The 23438-nt window shown below is 56.0% G+C and carries 21 protein-coding genes; 12 read left to right on the plus strand and 9 right to left on the minus strand.

Going from position 1 to position 23438, the window contains the following annotated elements:
- The first annotated feature begins 61 nt into the window (after positions 1-61).
- The 9 genes from AC2FPW_RS19655 to AC2FPW_RS19695 are packed head-to-tail and all read left to right on the plus strand — an operon-like array spanning position 62 to position 9974.
- The gene (locus tag AC2FPW_RS19655) at positions 62-988 is read left to right on the plus strand and encodes a carbohydrate ABC transporter permease (RefSeq protein ID WP_267364966.1); all 927 of its coding nucleotides are present in this window, start codon (positions 62-64) and stop codon (positions 986-988) included.
- A 1-nt stretch (position 989) separates the two neighbouring features.
- Complete coding sequence (locus AC2FPW_RS19660) at positions 990-1838, plus strand: carbohydrate ABC transporter permease (protein ID WP_267364968.1); 849 nt, start codon at positions 990-992, stop codon at positions 1836-1838.
- On the plus strand, positions 1835-3175 hold the full coding sequence (locus AC2FPW_RS19665) for an alpha-glucosidase/alpha-galactosidase (protein ID WP_267364970.1): 1341 nt from the start codon (positions 1835-1837) through the stop codon (positions 3173-3175). Before AC2FPW_RS19660 ends, AC2FPW_RS19665 begins: the two co-directional genes overlap by 4 nt.
- Before the next feature lie 58 nt (positions 3176-3233).
- Entirely contained in the window at positions 3234-4940 is a 1707-nt protein-coding gene (locus AC2FPW_RS19670; protein ID WP_496815046.1) for an IlvD/Edd family dehydratase, read from the plus strand.
- Positions 4940-5704, plus strand: a complete 765-nt coding sequence (locus AC2FPW_RS19675; RefSeq protein WP_267364972.1) for an SDR family NAD(P)-dependent oxidoreductase — start codon at positions 4940-4942, stop codon at positions 5702-5704. The genes AC2FPW_RS19670 and AC2FPW_RS19675 overlap by 1 nt, the downstream gene beginning before the upstream one ends.
- A 4-nt stretch (positions 5705-5708) precedes the next feature.
- Complete coding sequence (locus AC2FPW_RS19680) at positions 5709-6602, plus strand: 2-dehydro-3-deoxygalactonokinase (RefSeq protein ID WP_496815047.1); 894 nt, start codon at positions 5709-5711, stop codon at positions 6600-6602.
- Complete coding sequence (locus AC2FPW_RS19685; protein ID WP_496815048.1) at positions 6599-7204, plus strand: 2-dehydro-3-deoxy-6-phosphogalactonate aldolase; 606 nt, start codon at positions 6599-6601, stop codon at positions 7202-7204. The genes AC2FPW_RS19680 and AC2FPW_RS19685 overlap by 4 nt, the downstream gene beginning before the upstream one ends.
- The gene (locus AC2FPW_RS19690) at positions 7201-8061 is read left to right on the plus strand and encodes an SMP-30/gluconolactonase/LRE family protein (protein WP_496815049.1); all 861 of its coding nucleotides are present in this window, start codon (positions 7201-7203) and stop codon (positions 8059-8061) included. Before AC2FPW_RS19685 ends, AC2FPW_RS19690 begins: the two co-directional genes overlap by 4 nt.
- Positions 8058-9974, plus strand: coding sequence for a beta-galactosidase (locus tag AC2FPW_RS19695; RefSeq protein WP_496815050.1), 1917 nt, complete (start codon positions 8058-8060; stop codon positions 9972-9974). Before AC2FPW_RS19690 ends, AC2FPW_RS19695 begins: the two co-directional genes overlap by 4 nt.
- Before the next feature lie 43 nt (positions 9975-10017).
- Here the strand turns inward: AC2FPW_RS19695 and AC2FPW_RS19700 are convergent, their stop codons facing one another.
- From AC2FPW_RS19700 to AC2FPW_RS19740, 9 genes are all read right to left on the minus strand, one after another.
- Positions 10018-11286, minus strand: a complete 1269-nt coding sequence (locus AC2FPW_RS19700) for an ABC transporter permease (protein WP_480588610.1) — start codon at positions 11284-11286, stop codon at positions 10018-10020.
- Positions 11283-12203: an ABC transporter permease gene (locus tag AC2FPW_RS19705; protein ID WP_209597330.1), complete on the minus strand. Its 921-nt coding sequence runs from the start codon at positions 12201-12203 to the stop codon at positions 11283-11285. The genes AC2FPW_RS19700 and AC2FPW_RS19705 overlap by 4 nt, the downstream gene beginning before the upstream one ends.
- A 12-nt stretch (positions 12204-12215) precedes the next feature.
- Complete coding sequence (locus AC2FPW_RS19710; protein WP_480483654.1) at positions 12216-13328, minus strand: ABC transporter ATP-binding protein; 1113 nt, start codon at positions 13326-13328, stop codon at positions 12216-12218.
- 116 nt (positions 13329-13444) lie between these two features.
- On the minus strand, positions 13445-14569 hold the full coding sequence (locus AC2FPW_RS19715) for an extracellular solute-binding protein (RefSeq protein WP_209507630.1): 1125 nt from the start codon (positions 14567-14569) through the stop codon (positions 13445-13447).
- Between the two features lie 124 nt (positions 14570-14693).
- Positions 14694-16679, minus strand: a complete 1986-nt coding sequence (locus AC2FPW_RS19720; RefSeq protein ID WP_496815051.1) for a beta-galactosidase — start codon at positions 16677-16679, stop codon at positions 14694-14696.
- Positions 16676-18322: an amino acid ABC transporter permease gene (locus AC2FPW_RS19725; protein ID WP_496815052.1), complete on the minus strand. Its 1647-nt coding sequence runs from the start codon at positions 18320-18322 to the stop codon at positions 16676-16678. Before AC2FPW_RS19725 ends, AC2FPW_RS19720 begins: the two co-directional genes overlap by 4 nt.
- 66 nt (positions 18323-18388) lie before the next feature.
- Positions 18389-19138 (minus strand): basic amino acid ABC transporter substrate-binding protein, encoded by a 750-nt coding sequence (locus AC2FPW_RS19730; RefSeq protein ID WP_496815053.1) that lies wholly within the window; start codon positions 19136-19138, stop codon positions 18389-18391.
- 22 nt (positions 19139-19160) lie between these two features.
- The gene (locus AC2FPW_RS19735; RefSeq protein ID WP_496815054.1) at positions 19161-20207 is read right to left on the minus strand and encodes a LacI family DNA-binding transcriptional regulator; all 1047 of its coding nucleotides are present in this window, start codon (positions 20205-20207) and stop codon (positions 19161-19163) included.
- The gene (locus tag AC2FPW_RS19740) at positions 20207-20956 is read right to left on the minus strand and encodes a sugar phosphate isomerase/epimerase family protein (protein WP_496815055.1); all 750 of its coding nucleotides are present in this window, start codon (positions 20954-20956) and stop codon (positions 20207-20209) included. Before AC2FPW_RS19740 ends, AC2FPW_RS19735 begins: the two co-directional genes overlap by 1 nt.
- A gap of 221 nt (positions 20957-21177) precedes the next feature.
- Here AC2FPW_RS19740 and AC2FPW_RS19745 point away from each other — a divergent pair, with 221 nt between their 5' ends.
- From AC2FPW_RS19745 to AC2FPW_RS19755, 3 genes are read left to right on the plus strand one after another with little or no spacing between them, the layout of a single operon-like run.
- Complete coding sequence (locus AC2FPW_RS19745; protein ID WP_496815082.1) at positions 21178-21306, plus strand: family 1 glycosylhydrolase; 129 nt, start codon at positions 21178-21180, stop codon at positions 21304-21306.
- A 43-nt stretch (positions 21307-21349) separates the two neighbouring features.
- Positions 21350-22447 carry a glucokinase gene (locus tag AC2FPW_RS19750; protein WP_496815056.1) on the plus strand — a complete coding sequence of 366 codons (1098 nt, stop codon included), beginning with the start codon at positions 21350-21352 and terminating at the stop codon, positions 22445-22447.
- A gap of 39 nt (positions 22448-22486) precedes the next feature.
- Positions 22487-23413: a carbohydrate kinase family protein gene (locus tag AC2FPW_RS19755; RefSeq protein WP_496815057.1), complete on the plus strand. Its 927-nt coding sequence runs from the start codon at positions 22487-22489 to the stop codon at positions 23411-23413.
- Positions 23414-23438 lie beyond the last annotated feature (25 nt).

Genomic DNA, 23438 nt, shown 5'->3' on the forward strand with positions numbered 1-23438 from the left:
TTGACCCGCTTTGTTGGGCAGGTTTCAGCCCGCCTTCACCTCAAGAAAACCCGGGACACCCATGACCTCTGCCGCCGACGCCCCTGAACAGGAAAGCTGGTTCCACAGAAACCAACAGCGCATCGCGCCGTGGCTATTTCTGGCTCCGGGCCTGCTGTTCTTCATGGTCTACGTGATCATTCCGGTCTTCCAATCCTTCAACCTGTCACTTTACGAGTGGGACGGGTTGGGTGCAGCCGAATATGTAGGCATGCGCAACTATGAAGATTTGTATTGGGAATGGGTTGACCGGGACGCATTCTATATCTCGCTCAAAAACAATCTGATCTGGTTGATCCTATACCTTCTGGCCATTCCGGCGGGCCTGTTCATTGCCTTGTTTCTGAACCAGACAGTCTGGGGTATCCGCCTCTACAAATCGCTGTTTTTCTTTCCATTTGTCATTTCTCAGGTTGTCGTTGGCCTCGTATTCACGTGGTTTTACGACCCGACTTTTGGTCTTCTGAATGAGCTTCTTGGCTTATTTGGAATGGGCCCCTTGAATGTGTTGGGCGACGAACGTTTGGTCACCTACGGCATCATCGTCGCGGGCCTTTGGCCGCAAACCGCCTATTGCATGATCCTCTACCTCACCGGACTGAATGCCGTCGATCCAGAACAGATCGAAGCCGGACGCCTGGATGGTGCCAAAGGCTTGAGAATGCTTTGGCACATCATTCTGCCGCAGTTGCGCCCGGCGACTTTCATTGCATTCGTCGTGACAATCATCGGGGCGCTGCGCAGTTTCGACCTGATCTCAATCATGACACAGGGTGGGCCATTCGGATCCTCCCGCGTGCTGGCCTATTACATGTTCGAAGTCGCCCTATCTGAATACGGCTTCCGCATGGGGTATGGCGCGGCAATCGCTGTGGTGCTGTTCCTGATCATGCTCTGCTTCATCGCCTATTTCCTCTGGTCGATGTATCGCGAAGAAAGGGAGCACTGAGATGTTTCCCAAACCCATCGAAAAACAACCTCGCGCCGCGCAGATCACCTATCAGGCGATGCTGCCACTTGCCTTGTTGCTGTGGCTGGGGCCCTTGCTGGCGGTGGCTCTGTTTTCGGTCAAACCAGCGGCGGATTTCACCAATGCAAACTACTGGGGTCTGCCATCCAGTTTCGAAGGCGCGATCAATTACGGGCAGGTGTTCTTCAACTCGGACATGCCGCGATATTTGCTGAACTCTTTCATGATCACCATTCCTACGGTAATCGGTGCCGTTGCTCTCAGTTCCATGACCGGCTTTGCACTAGGCATCTACAAATTCAAATCGAACCTATGGATTTTCTTTATGTTCGTAGCCGGCAATTTCGTGCCATTCCAGATCCTGATGGTGCCTGTGCGCGACCTGACACTGGATTTAGGCCTCTACAACACAAAAACCGGCCTCGTCTTGTTCCACATCGCCTTCCAGACCGGCTTTTGCACATTGTTCATGCGCAACTTTATCCGGGCCCTGCCCTTTGAATTAATCGAGGCCGCGCGGGTCGAGGGTATCAGCGAATGGCGCATCTTCTGGTACGTGGTGCTGCCGTTGATGAAACCCGCAATAGCCGCACTCAGCGTGCTGATCTTTACCTTCATCTGGAACGATTACTTCTGGGCGGTCGTCCTGACACAGGGCGCGGAAAGCCAACCTGTCACGGCAGGCATCACCAGTTTCAATGCCCAGTTCCGCGCCGCCTACCAATTAATGAGCGCGGGCTCGATCGTAGCAGCGCTGCCGCCGGTTGCCATGTTCTTCCTGATGCAAAAGCACTTTATCGCGGGCCTGACCCTCGGAGCTGTAAAATGACAAAGATAACTTTTATCGGAGCAGGTTCCACGATTTTTATGCAGAACATCGTGGGGGATGTTCTGTTAACGCCTGCTCTGGCGGACAGTCATTTTGCGCTGATGGATATCGACCCCGTACGCTTGACGGAAAGCGAATCTGTAGCCCGCGCCATGGTCCGTTCCGTCGGGTCAAACGCGACAGTATCCACACATGCGGATCGACGCGCGGCACTTGATGGCGCTGATTTCGTTATAACTGCCTTTCAGATTGGCGGGTACCAGCCTTGTACCGTCACTGATTTTGAGATCCCCAAACAATACGGGCTGCGCCAGACCATCGCCGATACGCTGGGCGTGGGTGGCATCATGCGGGGGCTGCGCACTGTGCCGGTCTTGTGGGACGTAGCGCATGACATGATGCAGCTATGCCCTGATGCGACACTACTACAATACGTCAATCCGATGGCCATCAACACCTGGGCACTGGCCGAGAAATATCCATCATTGAAGCAGGTCGGTCTGTGCCACTCGGTTCAGAACACTGTGGCGGAACTGGCACATGATTTGGACCTATCAAAAGACGACATTCGCTACAAGGTCGCGGGCGTCAATCACGTCGCCTTCTTCCTGCGGCTTGAGCATCAGGGCCATGATTTATACCCCGCCCTTCGGCAAGGTTATGTCAGCGGCAGGATCCCCAAGGCGCCGCTGCTGATGCCGCGCTGCCCCAACAAGGTGCGCTACGAAGTGATGGACCACCTTGGCTTTTTCTGCACCGAAAGTTCTGAGCATTTGGCAGAATACGTGCCATGGTTCATCAAAGACGGGCGGGCGGACCTGATCGAGAATTTCTCAATCCCACTCGATGAATACCCGACCCGCTGTGTGGAACAGATGAGCAACTGGAAAGAGCAGGCCAAAACCCTGACTGACGGGCGCGACATAGCCGTCACTCGCAGCCATGAGTTTGCGGCAGACATAATGAACGCAATCATCTCTGACACCGCCTACGTGGCCTATGGCAATCTGCCAAACACCGGCCAGATACCTCAGCTGCCTATGGGGGCTGCTGTCGAAACACCGTGTCTGGTTGATGCAAATGGCATTCAGCCTTCTGTCATCACAGACGTCCCACCGCAGCTGATCGCCCTTATGCGTACCCAGATCAACGTTCAGGAACTCACAGTCAGGGCATTGGTCGACCAGAACCCCGAGCATATCTATCATGCAGCCATGATGGACCCGCACACCGCCGCCGAACTGGACCTGCGCCAAATTCGAAATCTGGTGAACGACCTTCTGTCTGCCCATGCCGACTGGCTGCCAGATTGGTGCCGCCCATCTCGCGCCGCTTGAATTTCACCTTTTTACAAATACTCAAATCCACCCAGACCCAAAAAAGCATCACAGAACAATGTCAAAACGCCGCTCACAGCATTGGTACGGGAAACTCGACAAGGATGGGTTCATCCATCGATCCTGGATGAAAAATCAGGGTTTTCCTGATCACGCCTTCGATGGGCGGCCAATCATCGGAATCTGCAACACATGGTCGGAGCTGACCCCTTGCAATTCCGGCCTGCGCGATCTGGCCGAAGGAGTAAAGCGCGGTGTGTGGGAGGCCGGGGGCTTTCCCGTCGAATTCCCGGTCATGTCGCTGGGCGAGACCCAGATGAAACCCACAGCCATGCTGTTTCGCAATCTGCTGGCCATGGATGTCGAAGAGTCGATCCGCGCATATGGCATTGACGGTGTGGTTCTGCTGGGCGGGTGCGACAAGACCACGCCGGGCCAATTGATGGGCGCAGCCTCGGTCGATCTGCCGTCGATCGTTGTCAGCTCCGGCCCTATGCTGAATGGAAAATATCGCGGTCAGGATATTGGCTCAGGAACCGATGTGTGGAAGTTCTCCGAGGCCGTGCGTGCCGGAGAGATGACCCTTCAGGATTTTATGAACGCGGAATCCGGGATGTCCCGCAGTGCCGGGGTTTGCATGACCATGGGGACAGCCAGCACCATGGCGTCTCTGGTCGAAGCGATGGGCATGAGCTTGCCCACCAATGCCGCCCTGCCCGCCGTTGACGCCCGCCGCATGGCCCTCGCCCATTTGACCGGCAAGCGGATTGTCGAAATGGTCGACGAAGACCTGAAACCATCGGACATTTTGACCAGGGAAGCCTTCGAGAATGCAATCCTCGCCAATGCGGCCGTTGGGGGATCGACCAATGCCGTTGTGCATCTACTGGCGCTCGCAGGTCGCGTAGGCGTTGACCTGACGCTCAAGGACTTTGAAATCGGATCAGAGATTCCCCTTCTGGTGAACTGCATGCCCTCGGGCACATACCTGATGGAAGATTTCTGTTACGCTGGCGGTGTTCCGGCTGTGTTGAGCGAACTCAAACCTTTCCTGCGACCGGCCAGAACGGTTCTGAACAAGGACATCTCGGCCCATTTCGAAGGTGCCGAATGTTTCAACCGCGACGTCATCCGCCCTTTCAACGATCCGGTGAAGCCCGCTGCTGGCCTTCGTGTTTTGCGCGGCAATCTTGCGCCCAACGGAGCCATCGTCAAACCTTCTGCCGCAACAGATGCCCTTCTTGAAACCGAGGGTGAGGCGTTCGTTTTCGAAAACATCGAAGACCTGAAAGCCAATATCGACCGGGATGATCTGCCGGTCACACCCAAAAGCATTCTGGTGCTCAAGGGATGTGGACCCAAGGGTTATCCCGGGATGCCCGAGGTAGGAAACATGCCGATTCCGGCCAGATTGGTGAAGGAAGGCGTTCGCGACATGATCCGTATCTCGGATGCCCGCATGTCCGGCACCGCCTATGGCACCGTCATCCTGCATGTCAGCCCTGAGGCACAGGCGGGTGGCACGCTGGCGTTGGTGAAAACCGGCGACCGCATCCGCGTATCTGCCAGCGCCGGCAAGCTTGAACTGTTGGTGGGCGAAAAAGAATTGGACGCGCGCCGAGCCCAATGGAACCCAGACAAGCCGCATTATTCCCGCGGGTATGCCAAACTTTACGTCGATCACGTGCTGCAGGCCGATCAAGGGGCCGATCTGGATTTCCTCGTCGGCAAAGACACCCGCCTTGTGACCAGAGAGAGCCACTGATGACCCAAGCAGCGACATTTCATGACTTGAACGGGTCATCCGTCTATATCACCGGCGGAGGCTCGGGCGTGGGCGCAGCATTGACGGATGGGTTTCTGGCTCAGGGGGCCAATGTAGCTTTTATCGGCAGATCGGACGCCAGCGGTTTTGTCGAAGAGATGCGCGACAAACACGGCCGCGCACCTCTGTTCATGCAGGGTGACATGACCGACACCCAGCTTCTTCACACGACAATGGCCAAAGCCGCCAAAGCCCACGGCCCCCTGAACGTTTTGGTTAACAACGCGGCCAATGACCAACGCCATACACTTGAGGAAACCACGACCGAGTTCTGGGACTGGATGATCGAGGTAAACCTGAAAGCCTATTATTTCGCCTGTCAGGAAGCTGCCCGGCAAATGAAAGAAGGCGGCGTTATCATCAACTTCAGTTCGATCAGCTACATGATGGGCAATGCAGGCTATCCGATCTATACGACGTCAAATGCGGGCATTACAGGGATGACTCGGTCTTTGGCCCGCGAACTGGGACCAAAAAACATACGTGTGAATGCGCTGGCTCCCGGTTGGGTTTTGACGCAAAAACAACTGGATATGTGGGCGACGCCCGAAGATTTGGCCGCGCATTTGGATCGACAATGCCTGAAAGAACATTTGACGCCCGAAGACATGGTTGCACCGACATTGTTTCTTGCATCCAACGCCAGCCGGGCGATGACCGGTCAGTGTATGGCGGTTGATGGCGGCGTCGTGGTTTCAGGGTGACACAATGAATACTGAATGGATCGCCGCCGATTGGGGCACATCTCACCTGCGGGTCTGGGCCATGCAGGGGGCAACGGTGCTGGACTGCGCGCAGTCCGACAAAGGTATGGCACGTATCGGAACCGGCAGGTTCCAGACCGCCCTGATGGAACTTGTTGAAAACTGGCTGAAGGATGGCCCCATCGATGTGATCGCCTGCGGTATGGTCGGTGCACGCCAAGGCTGGGTCGAAGCACCTTATTCTACCGTTCCGTCGCAGCCCTTGCCGCAAGTACCGGTCCGTGTTCCCAGCACAGACCCGCGCATCCGGGCCTTTGTCATACCCGGATTAAAGCAATTGGCCCCGCCGGATGTGATGCGGGGCGAAGAAACACAGATCGCGGGATTTTTGGGAACTCGCCAGAACTGGGATGGTGTCCTCTGCCTTCCAGGAACCCATACGAAATGGGTTCAGGTCAGCGCAGGTGAAATCGTGAGCTTTCGGACGCTCATGACCGGAGAGCTTTTTGATTTGTTAAGTGCTCAATCTGTGCTGCGGCATTCTATAGGTGAAGAATGGGATGAAGATTCCTTTGCCGATGCTGTGGCGGATACATTGTCCAAGCCCGAACAATTGGCTGCGCGCCTGTTCGGCTTGCGGGCTGCAGACCTGCTGCACGATCAGGACAAAGACATCGCGCGCGCGCGGCTGTCCGGACTGCTTATCGGTGCTGAATTGGCCGCCACTCGTCCATATTGGCTGGGCCAACAACTGGCTATCATTGGCACAGATGCCGTATCGCGGGTCTATGCGGCAGCGCTGAGACAACAGGGCGCTTTTGTTGAGACTGCAAACGCCACCGAAGCAACGCTGGCCGGGCTGGCACTGGCGCGCAACATGACAAGGCAAATCGCATGAGTCGCCCCATCATCGCCATTCTGCGTGGTCTGCAACCACAGGAAGCGGAAGCCGTTGGCAGAGTTATCATCGATGCAGGGATCGACCGGATCGAAGTTCCGCTCAATTCGCCTGATCCGCTCGACAGCATTTCCATTCTGGCCGAAGCTTTCGAAGATCGCGCCCTGATTGGCGCTGGTACTGTACTAACGGTTGATCAGGTGGACGCAGTTCGGAATGCCGGCGGCAGGCTGATCGTGTCACCCAACTATGATGATGACGTGATCAAACGGTCTGTGGCGTTGGGGATGCAAAGCTGGCCGGGCGTTTACACGCCGACCGAAGCGTTTGCCGCTCTCAAAGCAGGGGCCACAGGATTAAAGCTGTTTCCTGGTGTCATGGCTGGCCCTTTAGGGCTCGCAGCACTTCGCCCCGTCTTGCCCAAGGAAACACGCGTCTTTGCCGTCGGCGGTGCCGGGCCCGAAAATTTCGACCAATGGATCAAAGCCGGTGCCGATGGATTCGGGATTGGATCAGCGCTGTACAAACCCGGCATGGACACAGTCGAAGTCGCAGAACGCGCGGGGCAAATCGTGGCAGCCTTTGACAAGGCGGCAGGATGAGTACGGTCTTTGACGACCGCCCATGCGCGTTGGGCGAAGGTCCGCTATGGCACCCCGCTCGGCAACAGCTTTTATGGTTCGACATTCTCAACAAACGCATGATGACGCGCGAAGGCGAAAATCAGATAAGCTGGGATTTCGATGAGCATGTGTCTGCCGCAGGCTGGGTGGATCGTGACACATTGCTTTTGGCGTCGGAAACGGGTCTTTGGCAGTTTGACTTGAAGTCCTGGCATCGAGCGCTGGTCACGCCGCTTGAGGCAGACAACCCAATCACCCGCTCGAATGACGGTCGCGCTGATCCCTGGGGCGGTTTCTGGATCGGCACGATGGGTAAACAGGCTGAAGCCGGGGCCGGATCAATCTATCGGTTCTGGAAAGGTACACTCAGATGTCTCGTGCCGGGTGTGACGATTTCTAATGCAATCTGTTTTGCACCGGATCGATCCGTGGCCTATTTCTGTGACACGACGGTCAGGCAGGTCAGGCGCTGGAGCTTGAATGCAGAAAGCGGATGGCCCGAAGGGGAAAGCACGGTATTTCTGGACCTACGCAAAGAAGGCCTGAACCCGGATGGTGCGGTGGTTGATGCCGACGGCAACATCTGGGTCGCGCAATGGGGGATTGGACGTGTCGCGGCCTACACGCCCGAAGGTCAATTCCTGAAGGCCATTTCCTTCGACGCGTCACATACGTCCTGCCCGGCCTTTGGTGGCGACGGCTTGGGCACGCTGTTCTGCACCTCGGCACGGCAGGGGTTGAGCAACGCGGATATTGAATCCCAACCCACCAACGGCATGACCTTTGCAATGCCAAACGCGGGGCGAGGGCAGGCAGAACACAGGATCATATTATGAAGCCGGAACTTGGTGTGTGTTACTACCCTGAACACTGGCCCGAGGCGATGTGGGCGGAAGATGCCGCGCGCATGGTGGACACTGGCATCTCGTGGGTGCGCATAGGAGAGTTCGCCTGGAGCCGGCTGGAGCCCCACCCCGGAACCCTGCAATTCGAATGGCTGGACCATGCGGTTGAAACACTTGGCAAGGCGGGATTGAAAGTCGTGCTTGGCACACCAACAGCAACGCCACCGCGTTGGATGCTGGACAAACATCCGGACATGCTGGCTGTGGATGCACATGGAAACACACGCAAATTCGGGTCACGGCGACATTATTGCTTTAGCCACCAGGGTTATGTCGATGAATGTGTCCGTATCGCAAGGGTCCTGGGGAAGCGCTATGGTCACAACCCGTATGTGGCGGCATGGCAGATCGATAATGAGTATGGGTGCCACGACACAACCGTCAGCTATAGTACCCCGGCTCTGAACGCATTCAGGTGCTGGCTGGCTATTCAATACAGTTCCATAGAACAGCTGAACAAGGCCTGGGGAAACGTGTTCTGGTCGATGGAGTACCGTAGCTTCGATGAGGTTGATTTACCCAATCAAACTGTAACCGAGCCTAACCCCGCTCATGTACTGGCGTTCCGTCGGTTCAGTTCAGATCAGGTTGTGGCATTCAACAAAGCTCAGGTCGATGTGTTGCGACCTTTGACCGATGCGCCGCTGTTGCATAACTACATGGGCCGTATTCTGGATTTCAACCATTTCGAGGTTGGCGCAGATCTGGATATTGCGACTTGGGACAGTTATCCGATCGGATTTCTATCGGACCGATTGGAAGATGACGAAGCCCACAAGACCGCCTTTCTTCAGCAAGGCGATCCGGACATGCAGGCGTTCCACCATGATCTTTACCGGGCAGTAGGCCGTGGCCGATGGTGGGTGATGGAACAACAACCCGGTCCTGTGAATTGGGCGCCCTATAACCCGGCACCCCTGCCCGGAATGGTACGGTTGTGGTCGCTTGAGGCTGTCGCCCACGGTGCTGAGGTTGTGAGCTACTTTCGATGGCGCCAAGCCCCCTTTGCACAGGAACAGATGCACGCGGGTTTGCTGACACCGGACAATCGCCCTGCCCCTGCCTTGCACGAGGCCCGTCAGACAGCGGATGAGCTATATACATTGGGCGAGGTGCATCAGGCACCATCCAAGGTTGCTATATTGTTTGATTACCCCTCGGACTGGGCCTGGACATCGCTACCGCAAGGAGCAGGCTTTGATTATTTCCGGTTGGTCTTCTCAGCTTATCGTGCATTGCGCCGTGCGGGGTTGTCGATTGATTTCGTTTCGTCCAATGACCTGTCCGCGCATTATGCACTGATCCTTGCCCCCGGGCTGGCAACGATTGACCCGGATTTGGAGCGTAGGTTAACGGACAACTCGGATCTGGCCATCCTAGGCCCGCGCAGCGGCGCAATTACCCGTGATTTCCAGATCCCCGCCGCTGGTCGACCTAGCCTGAAAGGGTTGGACTGCAACGTGGATTTGGTCGAAACACTGCCCCCCGCTGTCAACCGGACTGTCCGAGGCGGCGGCGCGGCACAGCATTGGATTGATCGCCTTTCAGGATCAGCCGAAGAAACTCTGAGGTTTGATGACGGAGCGCCTGCGCTTATGGCAGGGGACGGGCTTTGGTATCTTGCAGGCTTCCCAAACGAAATATTATGGGATCGAGTCGTCGGCTTGGCTGCGAAAGAAACGGGATTGAGCCTGAAGCCAATGCCGCCAGGACTGCGACTGCGTGAGACAGCCGACCACATGTTCCTGATCAACTATAACGCTGAACCGGTGGTCTGGAACGGGTCGACCATCGGCGGTTGTGATGTGAAAATCCTGAAGCGCAATCTGCCCGGACAGAATTGAATCCTGTCCGGGCAGATACGTTGGTTGCCGCTTGGCGCAGCGATCAGTCGCTTTTCAGGCTGTTGGGATCAAACACCCCTCCAAAACCACTGTTGTTGGATGGCTCACTCTCGGATTCGGAAGCACCTTCATTGCTTTCATTCTCGCTGCCATCCAGCGAGTTCGGAGCGAAGACATTACCAAAACCGCTGTTATTCGACGGCTTTGGCGCGGTTTGGGCATCACCCTGCCCGGCTTTTTCCGCCTCCTGCTGTTTGCGGCGTTCCTCACGCTGCTTGCGCAGCTCCTGAATGCGTTGTTCTGCTTCCAGCTGCTTTTGCTCGCGAACATCGGCAATGCATTGCGCCGGACTGTAGGTCGCCGCTGTGCCAATAACGGTGATCGTTACAACCGCAAATGCGACCAACAACACGGCGGCCATGTTACCGGCAAAGAAACTTGGCAGCTTGATCTTGCCAGCCAGTTCCTCGACCGTTGCGTTCTTACGCGCCGCTGCTACCAGTTCCTGACGTTTAAGCTTGGCTTCGTTCAACAGAGCGAAGAAAACCGTCAGCGCAACGATAATGAATGCCAGCGCCGAGATCGCGGGTGTGATGCCGTAGCGGACCTTCTGAGCCAGCTCAATCGTCAGCGTCGGGTATTCACCAAAGGTGAAAGTGGTGGTGTTGTAGTTCTCGAACGAGGCCAAGAATGCCAGCACCGCCGCCGAGGCGATTGCAGGGCGCATGAAGGGCAGCAGGATCTTGCGGAAAGCCTGTGCATGGCTGGCCCCAAGGTCCAGTGCCGCCTCGGTCAAGGCAACATCGTACCGTTGCAACCGCGCCACCAGCACCAGCATGCAGTAACTGGCGATGAAGGTGGATTGGCCGATCACCGTCAGGAAGATGCCGTTTGACAGAAAGCTGTCTGCACCCAGCCCCAGCATCCGGTTGATCCGGTCCCAGAAGACCAGCGTCGAGATACCAAGTACCACACCGGGGATCAGGATCGGTGCGATGATGACAGTATAGTAGGTCGCGCGAAGCTTCGGCCAGATCTGGGTCAGCATCAGCGCGCCTGCCAAACCCATCGCCACGGACAGGATCACTGTGCCGATTCCGATGATCAGCGAGTTCTTGATACCGTTCAGGATGCGCTGATCCTGAAACAGTTCGCCAAACCACTGGAATGTCAGACATTCCCATGGGCTCATACGGGGGAAGCCGGACGAGTTGAACGCGGTGATCGACATGATCACAAGCGGGCCCAGCAGATACAGGAAGAAGATCGCCAGATAGACCCAGATGCTTATACGGAGGAAGGAATTGTTCATTTCCCGATATCCCCCATGTTCACTTTGAACAGGCGCATCATGGCCAGCACGAACAGAATACAAGTGACCAGCAGAACGATTGCGTAGGCGGCGCCCTGTGGCCAGTCATTGTTGTCATTGAACTGCTGATAGATCAGTTGGGTGAACCACAGACTGGACGGCCCGCCCAGAATTTGCGGCGCAGCCAACGCACCGGCGGACAACATGAAGACCATGGTACAGCCCGAGCTGATCCCCGGCTTGGCATAAGGAATGACCACACGCCAATGTATCCGCCACCAAGGCGCCCCAAGGTCGCGTGCTGCTTCGATCTGGTTTTTGTCCAGACTTTCAATCACGTTATACATCGGGAAAATCATCAGCAGAATGTAGGCGTATCCCAGACCCGCATAGAGCGCGATGTCATTGCGAATGAAGTCGAACGGCGTATCCCAGATGCCCAGTCCCGTGAACAACGTGTTCAACACGCCTGTTTCCCCAAAGATGATGCGCAGCGCAAAGGCGCGCAGGATTTCGTTGATCCAGTAAGGGATGATCAGCATGATCGCAAAGATACGAATATGGCTACCTTCAGCCTGACCCAGGTAATAGGCAATCGGATAGCAGATGATCAGGTTGAAAACCGTCACAAAAACCGCAGCCACAAGAGTTCGGAAAAACACCCTCAGATCAACGGTGTTGTAGTCCTGACTGCCGCCTTCGGGGCCGTAAATCAGATATTTGTAGTTCTCCAGTGTATATACGTCTTTGGGTCCGCCGATCTCTGGCGGCGGCAGGTTCGGACGGAACGAGAAGTCCAACATCGACAGCTGCGGAAGGATGATCAGGCCGATGGTCCAGAACAGAACCAGACCCAGGATCGCCACTCCCATGCCGGTGCCGTTGCGATTGAAGAAGTCTTTCAGAAACTGGGGCATGAGTTTTTCCCCTTATTCTGCAGCCAGTTCACCCGCAGGAACGATGACGGCATTATGCGTCTTGTATTCCAACGTGATGTTCTGTCCGGTGTGGTCCTCGAAGGATTGTCCATGGTTCGGGATCGACACCTTGATCTCTTTTCCGCCTTCACCTTCGGTAAAGATATTGAAGACGTTGCCTTCGAATTCTTCGTGGTTGACCCGCGCGGTAACAAAATGGTCACCCGAAGCCCCCTCGGGCGCAATGGCGAAAGCTTCGGGGCGAATGAACATCATCGCACTATCGCCTTCTTTCATCTTGCCTTGGTTGGCGGTCGATATCCGTGCAACCAGGTCGCCCGAGCGGTTGGTCGAGATCAGCGCCTCGTTGCCCATGACCTGCTTGATCTTGCCACGGAAAACGTTGTTTTCGCCGACAAATGAGGCCGCGAAAGCCGTGTTGGGATCGTTGTAGATGGTTTTCCCATCGGCAATCTGGTCAATCACACCTGCACGCATGACGGCGATATTGTCTGACATGGTCAGCGCCTCGCCCTGGTCGTGTGTGATGTAGATAAAGGTAATGCCCACACGCTGCTGTATCTCACGCAGTTCCGTTCGCATGTGCTGGCGCAGTTTGAGGTCAAGTGCCGACAAAGGTTCATCAAGAAGCAGAACATCCGGCTCGGCGCAAAGGGCGCGAGCGATGGCCACTCGCTGACGCTGACCCCCCGATAATTCGCTGGGAAGTTTGTCGCCTTGCCCCGGCAGCGCGATCATGTCCAAAAGCGCATCAGCGCGCTTGCGCCGTTCGGCGCTGCTGGCACCTTTGATTTCCATCGAGAACGTGATGTTCTCCCAGACCTTCATCAAGGGAAACAACGCCAGGTTCTGAAAGATCAGCGCAGTGGGGCGTTTGTTAGGTCCGATGCCCCGCATGTTCTTGCCGCCGATCAGAACATTGCCTTCGCTAGGCTCGAGAAAGCCGGAAACAGCCCTTAAGATCGTTGTTTTTCCGCAACCCGAGGGCCCGAGGAACGAAAAGAAATCGCCCCCGTTTATATTGACGTTTGCATCGCGCACGGCGACGAAGTCACCGAAACGGATCCACAGGTTTTCCAGATCGACTCCGACCCCTGCACTCATTTTTGGTATCTCCCTGAGGTGCGTGCTGTCACCACACCACATAGCTTTCCGTTACGCCGGAGCGGCGCACAGATTGTTGCCCCCCGCAGAACGCGAGGGGCATGGTTTCAGATCGCTTATGCGCTCTTGAACTTGTTGACGAACTCGGTCCGCGTTTCAGCATACCATGGTGCTTCGGCCGGCCACGGGTTGAGGTTGGCCAGCGAGTCGCCCGGATAGGCCTCGGCAAAGTTCTTCTTGTAGGTGTCGCCAGAATACTGGTCAGCCCCCAGAACAGGAGAGTTGTACCCGTGGCTGTCGATGGCAACACCGGCAGGTTTGGCCTGATAGGCGAAGTCGATGAAGGCATAGATCTGGTCGATATTCGCCGCACCAGATGGAATCGACATCCCGTCAACCCATGCCATCGCCCCTTCGATAGGCGCCTGATAGTGCACCGGTTCACCAGCCGATTTCAGTGCCAGTGGCGGACCGTCCCAAGTTTGACCGACAACAACACCTTCGTTCAGAAGGCCGTTCTTCTGCGTGTCGGCGTCGTTCCAGATCAGCTTGATGCGATCCTTACGTGCAATGCACCAGTCGGTGATCTGACCCCAGACCTTGCGCATGGTTTCTTCATCGCCATATGCGGCCCAGACCGAACCCGGTTCCATCTCGCCGGAACGCTCCATGTAAAGACCAGCGCCAAGCATCATCGAATGCGCGCGACCCATGGTTTTGCCTGCGTTTTCTTCTGACCAGACGTCGCCATAGGATGGTGCGTCCCCAGCCGGCAGCCACAAGTCGGTGCGGTATGCAATACCTTCGGTGCCCCAGATATGCGGCAACCAGTGGACCCCGGCGCCGCCAAAGTTCCAAGCATCCGTACCGATTTTGGCCATGGCAGGGTTCACCAAGTCGACCGGAACCTTGTTCATGTCAAAGGGCTGCAACAGCTCCAGCGGCTCCCACTGCAACGAGCGGTTGTTGGTCGGTGAGACGATGTCAAAGCCCTGACCTTTGGTTGCCTTCATCTTGTTGATGATTTCTTCGTTTGAGCCGATCCCGGTGTAGTTCACCTTGATGCCGGTAAGGGTCTCAAACTCTTCGATAAAGCTGGGCGGCAGGTAATCCGACCACATCAGGATGTTGATTTCACCGGACGACGCCAGTGCGCTCTTGCTGTAAAGAGGCGCGGCAAGTGCTGCGGCACCCGCTCCTTTCAAAACAGTGCGTCTGGAAAGTGATGATTTGGTAACCATAGTGTTCTCCCGTTGTTGGACTCGATTTTTTTGTTTTCTATTCATAGGACTTTCTGCGCCCATCCGTCAGTCCAAAAGTGACAGTTTGCGAAAATCTTATGTCCAGTTTCGCGATTTGACACGTCTAAGCTGAATTATGAGGTGCTGCATTCTCCTGCCAGACGGTAATGTCCCTTGGATTGACCGGATCTGAACCAAGCAATATTTGACGTGCACGGCCAACAGGCAAAGGCTTTGAAACGTCACTGAAGTTGAACGCGTAGTAGGTCGAGCCGCGTTGGGTTATGCGCAAATCGGGATCGCAAGGCGTTGCATTTATCCCAGCCCAGTTCAGTACCTCACCGACAATCGCTTGCAAAAGCTCATTACGCGGAACCATTGCCAGATAGGTCGTGCGGTCAGAACGGATGACCGCCGGGCTGGCATCGCAATAAGCGCTCTTGAAACGGGCCAAAACGTGCTCTTTGGTTTCGACGATTTCACGCCAGCCTGTGAATTCAAATTGCTGTCCATCGGGAAGAATCACAGCCTCCTGCGCAAGTGAAGGGAGCGATTCGACACGCGTGACACGGATACCTGTTAACTTTGCCAATTCGCCCGGAGCCAGATTTGAAGGAGTGTTCATCCCGGACGTCTTGCTGCCGGAACGGGCGCCTATCAGTATCTTGGCTCCCGAAGCGTCAAGCTTGTCTGCCAGATCCGCAGTCACGATCATACTTTGTGGCAATAAGATGAGGGCGTAGCCGCTCAGTTCATCTTCAGGGCCAACAAAATCAAGATCGACCCCAAAACCACGAATTGCAGTGTACCACTCGCGAAAAATCTGAGCATTGGGGAAATCCTTGTCGTGCGGCAGAATATCCGCCGCCCAGATCGAGGTATAATCCAGCAGCATTGCAACCCGTGCTTTTGCCCGTCGCTCGGGCGGCAACGTTGCGCGATCCTTCACGATCTGGGCCAATTCAACAGCGGCCTGATCCAGGCTGCCATCCGACCGCAATATCGCAGTATGGTATTGCTCTTGCGCAGATTTTGCCTGCCTCCAGCGAAAAAACATCACGGCTTGCGCGCCGTGTGCATAGGCCGCCCAAGTCCAAAGCCGAACCATCCCCTCTGCCGGAGACGGATTCTTATCAGCCCAATCTACCGGACCCGGCTGCTGTTCCAGCACCCACATCCGACCGCGCCCCTGACTGCGATATAAATCACAATGAAAACCCTGATAATCCGGTGCGCCGGTGCGCAAATAACGGCGCTTTTCTTCATCCGAAAGGGAAGAGCCCAAAAGGTTCCCCAGTGGGTAGCTGTCGAACCCGATAATATCCAGATCCGCAGCCACGGCGTGGTGATCGAATTCGAAACTGCCCGCCATGAAGTTATGGGTGATATCCCGCCCCGGTGCATATTTGCGCAGAACATCCACCTGCGTTTTGTTGAACAGACGAACCCGTTCTGAAGAATAGCGCGCAAAATCCAGCGCGTGGGCTGGGTTGGGCGTGGCGACCAACCCGTTGGGCAGTTCGATCTGACCAAACTGAGAGTAGAGTGACCCCCAGAAAACAGTTCCCCACGCGTCGTTCAATGCATCGATTGCGCCATATCGGTCCTCCAACCAGCGCCGGAAACCAGTCCGCGCGGCATCGGAATAGCTGAGAACTGTATCGTGGTCGTTGTACTCATTGTCGATCTGCCACGCTTGGACATACGAATTCGAACCATATCTGCGAGCGTATTCAGTTGCGATCCTTTGCGCCTCGGCCAGATAAACCTCACTGGAAAAACAATAATGCCTGCGCGAACCGAACCCTCTGACCCGACCATCCGGCCCAACGGGCAGGATTTCGGGATACTCATCGATCAACCATTTGGGGGGGGCGGCCGTTGGGGTGGACATCATGACCCGTAGTCCAACCTGCCCCAATATCTCGATCACCTGATCCAGCCAGTCCCAGTGAAACTGACCGCGCACAAGTTCGATCAGGCCCCAGGTGAATTCAGCAATCCGCACCCAATCCAACCCCATGTCCGCCATTCGGGCGGCATCGTCTCGCCATTGCGAAGGGTTCCACTGTTCGGGGTAGTAACAAACCCCAAGTTCCAGCGCGCTCATCGTGTGTCCTTTGCTGTGCGTCGTTCGATCCACTTCAAGAAACTGGCGCAGCCGAGTGTGAGGACAACATACAGGATTGCCGCCGTGTTGAAGGGGGCAAAGGGCAGAAAGCTGGCCGCCTGAAATTCTCGCATCCTCTGGGTCATGTCGCGGACGGACAGGATTGACAGCAATGACGTGTCCTTGATCATCGCGATAAACTCATTGCCAAGCGGTGGAGTTACAATCCGCAGGGCTTGCGGCAGAACGATAAGCCGCGCCGTATGCCATCGCGACAAACCCAGAGAGCTGCCCGCTTCCAATTGGCCTTTTGGTATCGCCTCGATCCCGGACCGGAAAATTTCGGCCATATAGGCGGAATAACCAACCGAGATCGCGATGATCCCCCGTGTCATATTGGTCATATCGATACCGCCGCCGGTAACATCCTTGACTGCGCCCGCCAGCGGCAAACCGATATAAAGAATGATCACCAGCATCGGAATGCCACGTATCGTATCCACGAAAAACTCGGCCCCGACCGCAAGCGGATGCAGCTTATGCTGAGCCCCGCCGATGGTCAGTGTCAGCAACAAAAACCCGAGCACGGCAAATGCCAGGGCTGGATTGCGGTACTTGTCGGGTAGAAATCTTGTTTGCCACAGGACCGGATATCCTTGCGAATGCGCCTCCTCCGGGACAAAAGCGCCCGAGACACTGTCGACCGTTTCGATTTGTTCAAGCGCGGCAGTGGCATCGGTTGCGCTGCGAATGCGATATTGCTGACCGCCGGCCCCCTCGAACTCGCCAAACCGGATAATGTCAGCCTGCGCCTGCGGCGTGCCGCGCACAACCGCGATACGCCCCTCGGTGCTGCCCACCAGAACAAAGCTGACCTGCGGCTGCATGAAGAAAAAGGCCGAGGCTGCCAGCAATGCCAAACTGATCGAACCATAAACGACCGTAGTACGCGCCTTTGGTTTAAACGATTGCAACCCGACCCAGACCAAACCAAGAATGGCCGCGAAGATATAGGCAAAGATGGCCGCGCGGAATGTAATGGCCACCCCGGTCGCGAACTGCCAATGAGCCATGAACATGAGATAAAACAGAACCGCGCCTGTGAGACTCTCCAACCCCAACAAGACGCGCCCGCGCCAGGGCGGCTGCAAACGTGCCGACAGTAGGCAAAGCGCGACTACAGCTGCGTAAACCGCCAGGAAAACCTGTAATCCCGTCTGAACCCTGGCGATCACGTCCGGAAACAGTACCCAGGTCTGATTGGACCGATCGATGAGGGGCGAGGTGTTTTCGCTGAGCGCATGAAAGAAGACCGACTCGGCAAATGGCATCAGAAGTTGCGGAGAAACAAAGCTGATGACCAAAAGCGTCGCAGCCGCCGGTAACGCGGCAAGCGCGCAGAGCCGCAACCAGCCGGGGGAGTTCTGTGAAAACCGCACGTAGCGTGCGCAAAGATATCCAAAGATCGCAACGCTCGCAATCAGCAGAAATCCAACAAAGATGGCCCCCGCGTCTGTGCCGATCCCCAGAATCGCGACCAGAGACCGCAAGTATTTTGAGGATGTGGCGAACAGGTAGATAATAAAGGGCGCTGCTGCGAGCAACACCAGGTTACTCGGGCGGATCGTGCTGAGGCGCGACATGGAACTTCTCCGCTATGACAAGGCCCGGCGGCACTGGCCGCCGGACCAAAAAAGGGCGCTAATGGATCAGTTGGTGCCCCAGTATTTGGCTGTCAGCTCGTCCAGCGTTCCATCCTCCTGAATGGCCTTCAGACCGGCGTTAATAGCGTCCACCGTCGGATCGCCTTCCTGAAACACGATACCCAATGGATCGGATTGCAGGCCTGTGATGCCAACAGTCAACTCGCCCGCAAATTCCTGCTCATAGGCCGCCGCCGATGTGCCATCGATGATCACGCCCTGGACGTCTGCGTTTTGAAGCGCCAGAATGGCGGCCGAGAAGTTGTCGTAAAGGCTGACATTCTCGCGCCCGACAAGCTCTTCCGCCAATTGGGCGTTGGTCGTCGCAGTTTGCGCGGCCAGTTTCTGGCCACCGGCTTTGAAATCCTCAAGTGTCATGTCAGCATTATCGACCTGCAACAGAATGGCCTGGCTGACAACGATGTAAGGCTCGGAAAAGTCCATGGTTTCTTCGCGTTCCGGTGTGATCGACACGCCCGAGATAACCAGATCGAACTCGCCCTGCTGAAGGGCCGCAAAGATACCGTCCCAGGCGGTGTTTACGAAGTTGGGAACGCAATTGACCTTTGCACAGATCGCATTCATCACATCGACGTCAAAGCCCACGATCTCTCCGGTTGTTTCATCCACGGTTTCCATCGGTGGATATGTCGCATCGGTTCCGATTTTCAGAACACGACCTTCCAGGTCGGCAGCAAAAACCGCTGGAGCCATCAGTGTCGTGAGAGTGGCAGCGGCAAGTAGGTTTTTAATCATGTTCAGGTACTCCTTTGTTGGATCAGGTGGTCTGCGCCGCATCCGGCGCCGGGGTGTCAGGTTGTCGCTCGATCAATGTGGCCCTGATCTTTTTCTGAATCTCGGACGGATCGACCCCGTCCAAAGCTTTCAACATGAACTCACCCAGCAGACGGCTTGTTTCAGCAATCGGCAAGTAATAAGTGCTGGGTGGCGGTACAAAATACTGGCTGAGCTTCAAGTCATCGTTCGAGATGACCACAACGTCCCTGCCAACCTGCACTCCGGCTTTGTCGGCAGCTGACAGCGCCCCAAGGGTTATGGCCTCATTGGCGCAGATGATTGCGCTCGGCGGTTTCGACAACTGCATAAGCGTCGCAAATTTCTGCTGACCGGATTCCGCGGTGGTCGGGCCGGTGGAAACCAGTGCCGGATCGAACTCCACACCGCATTCTGACAGCGCATCAGCATAACCCCGGCGGCGTTGTTGCGCATAGATCAGGTCATCCGGCGGGTTTATTAAAGCGATGCGACGATGCCCCAGCGCAAGCAGCCGGGTCGTGGCATCATAGGCCGCTGCCTGACTGTCGAAGTCCACATAAGGATGCGGTTGAGGGCTGTCGCTCATGCCGTATGTGACAAAAGGAAAGCCCTGCCCCTGCAGATACGCGACGCGTTCATCATGAACACGCGTGCCGGAAAAGATCACGCCATCAGCCTGCCCTTCCTGCACGATGGACTTCAACGTTTGCAGCGCGGCCTCGCCATCACATGCGCTGAATACGCTCAGCTGATAGCGTGATCCCATTAGTGCATTGGATATTCCGGCCAGAATTCGCGTAAACTCTACACCTTCCCACTCTTCCGCCGCATCGTTTGAAACACTGACCATGACCGCGATTCGATAGGATTTATTGGTGCGCAGCTTCAGGCCATCCAAATTCACCCGATAACCCAGATCCGATGCAACTTTCTGAATCTCTTCCCGGGTTTCCCGTTTTACCGATACGGAACCCCGCAAGGCATTCGAGACTGTGCCAACGGAATACCCTGTACTTCTGGCAATCGATTTGATCGTCGCCCGCGCCATCACCCAAACCCTGCCAATTGTTCCGTCAAAAATGACCGACCCGTTTGCAGGGTGCGCACGTGATCATCGGTTTCGTCATGTTCGACAAACAGGTCCGTGCAGTTGGACGAGGCAAGCGCGCGCAGGGTTGCGTTCCAGTCAACCACGCCTTCGCCCAAATCGCGCCAGCGCGCGTCACCTGTTCCGCCTGCTGGATCGATATCCTTTGCATGCACGGACAGGATTCGATTGGCGTGGCGGCGGATCGCGTCCGCAGGATCCAGACCAGCCGCAACCAGCCAACCGAGATCTGGCTGCCAAAAGACGTCTCCGCCGGAAAGGATCAGATCAAGAGGTGTGTCGCCAGCCTCACCGATAAGATCAAAATCATGATTGTGATACGCAAGGCTGATACCATGATCTGTCAGTTGGTTTGCCCATTTGGACAACTGGCCCGACACCGCCCTCCATCCCTCGGCGGTGTCGGGCCGCACCTGGGGCGCCAGCCAAGGCATGACAGCCACCCGGCATTCCATTAGGTTTAATACTTCGACGATATCCGAAAATCGTTCTTCGAACTCTTCCCACTCAAAATGTGCAGATCGAACATTAAGGCCTGACCCGATAATAATGCCCGCCATTTGAGCGGGGGTCAGGCCATGCAAGCCGGTGGTTTCGACATCTGAATACCCGCAGGCCGCAACCAATTGCAGTTGATCTGCAAGATCACCGCATTGCCGCACTGTGTAGAGTTGGGAAGAAACTCGCATCCATCACCATTGAAACGTTTCAATTAGCGTGAATTACGAGCTGCACCCTTGTCAAGCGCCGTATGGATGCGATCTGTATGGCCAGCCCTGAGAAGGGGCTCCGAACCTTTGCCCAAAACCCAGATGGGGTGGGCAATCGAGTCATTTCTTTCAACCGATTTCAGATCCAAACAATGAAGGGCTATACGAGCGGGCCACCAATCTGTATCACCGAAAACGGTATGGCGAGCGCGGAACGTCTTCAGAATGATGATCGCATGGGTTATCTCAACCGACACCTGGCTGCCGTAAGCGACGCTTTGGTACAAGATGTTCCGGTAAGGGGCTGTTTTGTCTGGTCACTACTGTGACAAATGCGAATGGGCCTTGGGATGTGGAAAAAGGTTTGGACTGGTGGACGTGAATTTTGAAACGCTTGAGAGAACACCCAAAGCGTCTTTCATGGCGCTCAAGTCTGCCCTTTCCGGGGGTCAGAACGTCTCTCAGCCGTTAGCGCAACCATCCAGTGCAGCGCATGAGCATTGGAATCTGGTCGCCGACATAGGAGGCACCAACACGCGGCTGGGCGTGGTAACGAACGGAGAGCTGACAGACCTTCGCAAGCGCCCGACGGGGACACTGGAAGATCTGCTGGAAGCGTTTCACGCGCTTCGGGATGAAATCGGAACAAATCCACAGGCGGTTGTGGCGGCAGGGGCGGGCCCAGTCCGCAACGGCACGATTCGGCTGACAAATGCCAATCTGGACCTGTCCGAGGCCGAATTGGCAAAGGCCACTGGTGCCAGTCATACGTTTGTAATTAATGATTTCACCGCTGCAGCGTGGTCGGTGGCAGAAGTAACCCAAAAAGACGTTGCCGTCTTGCAAGGTCACGCGACACCGCCCGCGGGCACGCGATTGGTGGTGGGCCCCGGCACAGGGCTTGGCGTGGGGGCGTTGCTGTTTTCCGAGGGCCACTATCACACAGTCTCTGGCGAAGGTGGGCATGTGGGCCTGTATCCGCGTCACCGCGACGAAGTTGACATCTTTGAAGCAGCCCGCAGCATTGCGCCTGAGTGTTTTTTTGGTGACAGCCTCGCGCTGGAAGCTGAAATGTTCCTGAGCGGTACGGGCTTGCCTATCCTCTATCAGGCGATCGGGCTGGCGGCAGGCCATATGCAGACACCAACGCGCTCGGCGAAAGACATTCTGCTTGATGCCCGCGACCGTTCTGACCCCATCGCGGTACAGGCCGCTCGGATGTTCAACACCCATCTGGGGGCTTTGATGGGCGACATGGCCGTCACACTGATGCCTGCAGGCGGAGTATTTCTTGTTGGCGGTGTCGCAGAAAAGAACCGCTGGTTATTCGGTGATGAGTTCAGAGAGGCGTTCAACGGCGGTGGCCGTTTCAGCGAACTGCGCCGCTCATTGAACCTTTATGTGTCCGAGCAAGCAGAATTCGGCATCATCGGGGCGAACAATTTCTGCAAGAACGCTTTGATGCGATAGCAAGTCTTCCTGACAAAATATTTTGAAAAGGACTACGAAATGATCCTGTGCTGTGGTGAAGCCCTGATCGACATGATTTCCGAGCCGACAGTGTCGGGCGCACAAGGATTTGTACCGCACACAGGTGGGGCGATATTGAACACGGCGGTCGCAGTCGGTCGTCTGGGTGTTTCCGTCGGAATGCTGACCGGTGTGTCGTCTGACATGTTTGGCCAACAAATTACAAAGGCGCTGAATTCAAGCCATGTTGACACGTCACATGTGATTGTCTCTAACCGCCCCACGACCCTTGCCTTTGTACAGCTTAAAGATGGTCACGCCACTTACAGCTTTGTTGATGAAAACACCGCCGGACGAATGCTGCAACCCGAGGACATGCCGGACCAGCTTACAGCCGTGTCCGCCTTATATCTTGGGGGTATCAGTCTGGCATGTGAACCCTGCGCGGATGCCTATGCCTCACTTCTGAATCGCCACGGAGCGGATCGCGCAGTGATGTTGGATCCGAATATCCGACCGGGCTTCATCAAGGATCAGACCCGGTATCGAACCCGTCTGAACCGCATGATTGCGCAGTCCGATATTGTGAAGGTTTCAGACGAAGATCTTGACTGGATCATCCCGGGAGCCGAACCCGAGGCCGCCAAAGCGTCTCTTTTGTTGCAGACCGGTCCGTCAGCCCTCATCGTGACCAGGGGTGGCGACGGGGCGAATGGGTACCTGGCCGACGGATCCAAGGTTTCGGTTCCTGTGAAACCTGTTCAGGTTGTCGACACAATCGGCGCGGGCGACACGTTTAACGCTGGTGTTCTGACTGAACTCAGCCGCGCAGGGCATTTGACAAAGCAGGGGCTGCGCAATCTGACCTCTGAAAGCTTGCGGGCGGCCATGGCGTTGGGCGCAACTGTTGCCGCCGTAACAGTATCACGCGCCGGGGCAGAACCGCCCTGGGCACATGAGGTTTGATTGCCTGCAAAAACCCGAAAAAACG

The sequence above is a fragment of the Ruegeria sp. SATB027 genome (assembly GCF_059613825.1).

Coding starts and splice junctions, on each gene's coding strand:
- AC2FPW_RS19755 (WP_496815057.1), top strand. CDS start 22,487: ATGATCCTGTGCTGTGGTGAAGCCCTGATCGACATGATTTCCGAGCCG.
- AC2FPW_RS19715 (WP_209507630.1), bottom strand. CDS start 14,569: ATGGTTACCAAATCATCACTTTCCAGACGCACTGTTTTGAAAGGAGCG.
- AC2FPW_RS19730 (WP_496815053.1), bottom strand. CDS start 19,138: ATGATTAAAAACCTACTTGCCGCTGCCACTCTCACGACACTGATGGCT.
- AC2FPW_RS19660 (WP_267364968.1), top strand. CDS start 990: ATGTTTCCCAAACCCATCGAAAAACAACCTCGCGCCGCGCAGATCACC.
- AC2FPW_RS19680 (WP_496815047.1), top strand. CDS start 5,709: ATGAATACTGAATGGATCGCCGCCGATTGGGGCACATCTCACCTGCGG.
- AC2FPW_RS19685 (WP_496815048.1), top strand. CDS start 6,599: ATGAGTCGCCCCATCATCGCCATTCTGCGTGGTCTGCAACCACAGGAA.
- AC2FPW_RS19725 (WP_496815052.1), bottom strand. CDS start 18,322: ATGTCGCGCCTCAGCACGATCCGCCCGAGTAACCTGGTGTTGCTCGCA.
- AC2FPW_RS19690 (WP_496815049.1), top strand. CDS start 7,201: ATGAGTACGGTCTTTGACGACCGCCCATGCGCGTTGGGCGAAGGTCCG.
- AC2FPW_RS19735 (WP_496815054.1), bottom strand. CDS start 20,207: ATGGCGCGGGCGACGATCAAATCGATTGCCAGAAGTACAGGGTATTCC.
- AC2FPW_RS19720 (WP_496815051.1), bottom strand. CDS start 16,679: ATGAGCGCGCTGGAACTTGGGGTTTGTTACTACCCCGAACAGTGGAAC.
- AC2FPW_RS19695 (WP_496815050.1), top strand. CDS start 8,058: ATGAAGCCGGAACTTGGTGTGTGTTACTACCCTGAACACTGGCCCGAG.
- AC2FPW_RS19710 (WP_480483654.1), bottom strand. CDS start 13,328: ATGAGTGCAGGGGTCGGAGTCGATCTGGAAAACCTGTGGATCCGTTTC.
- AC2FPW_RS19740 (WP_496815055.1), bottom strand. CDS start 20,956: ATGCGAGTTTCTTCCCAACTCTACACAGTGCGGCAATGCGGTGATCTT.
- AC2FPW_RS19670 (WP_496815046.1), top strand. CDS start 3,234: ATGTCAAAACGCCGCTCACAGCATTGGTACGGGAAACTCGACAAGGAT.
- AC2FPW_RS19675 (WP_267364972.1), top strand. CDS start 4,940: ATGACCCAAGCAGCGACATTTCATGACTTGAACGGGTCATCCGTCTAT.
- AC2FPW_RS19705 (WP_209597330.1), bottom strand. CDS start 12,203: ATGCCCCAGTTTCTGAAAGACTTCTTCAATCGCAACGGCACCGGCATG.
- AC2FPW_RS19655 (WP_267364966.1), top strand. CDS start 62: ATGACCTCTGCCGCCGACGCCCCTGAACAGGAAAGCTGGTTCCACAGA.
- AC2FPW_RS19745 (WP_496815082.1), top strand. CDS start 21,178: ATGGCGAGCGCGGAACGTCTTCAGAATGATGATCGCATGGGTTATCTC.
- AC2FPW_RS19665 (WP_267364970.1), top strand. CDS start 1,835: ATGACAAAGATAACTTTTATCGGAGCAGGTTCCACGATTTTTATGCAG.
- AC2FPW_RS19700 (WP_480588610.1), bottom strand. CDS start 11,286: ATGAACAATTCCTTCCTCCGTATAAGCATCTGGGTCTATCTGGCGATC.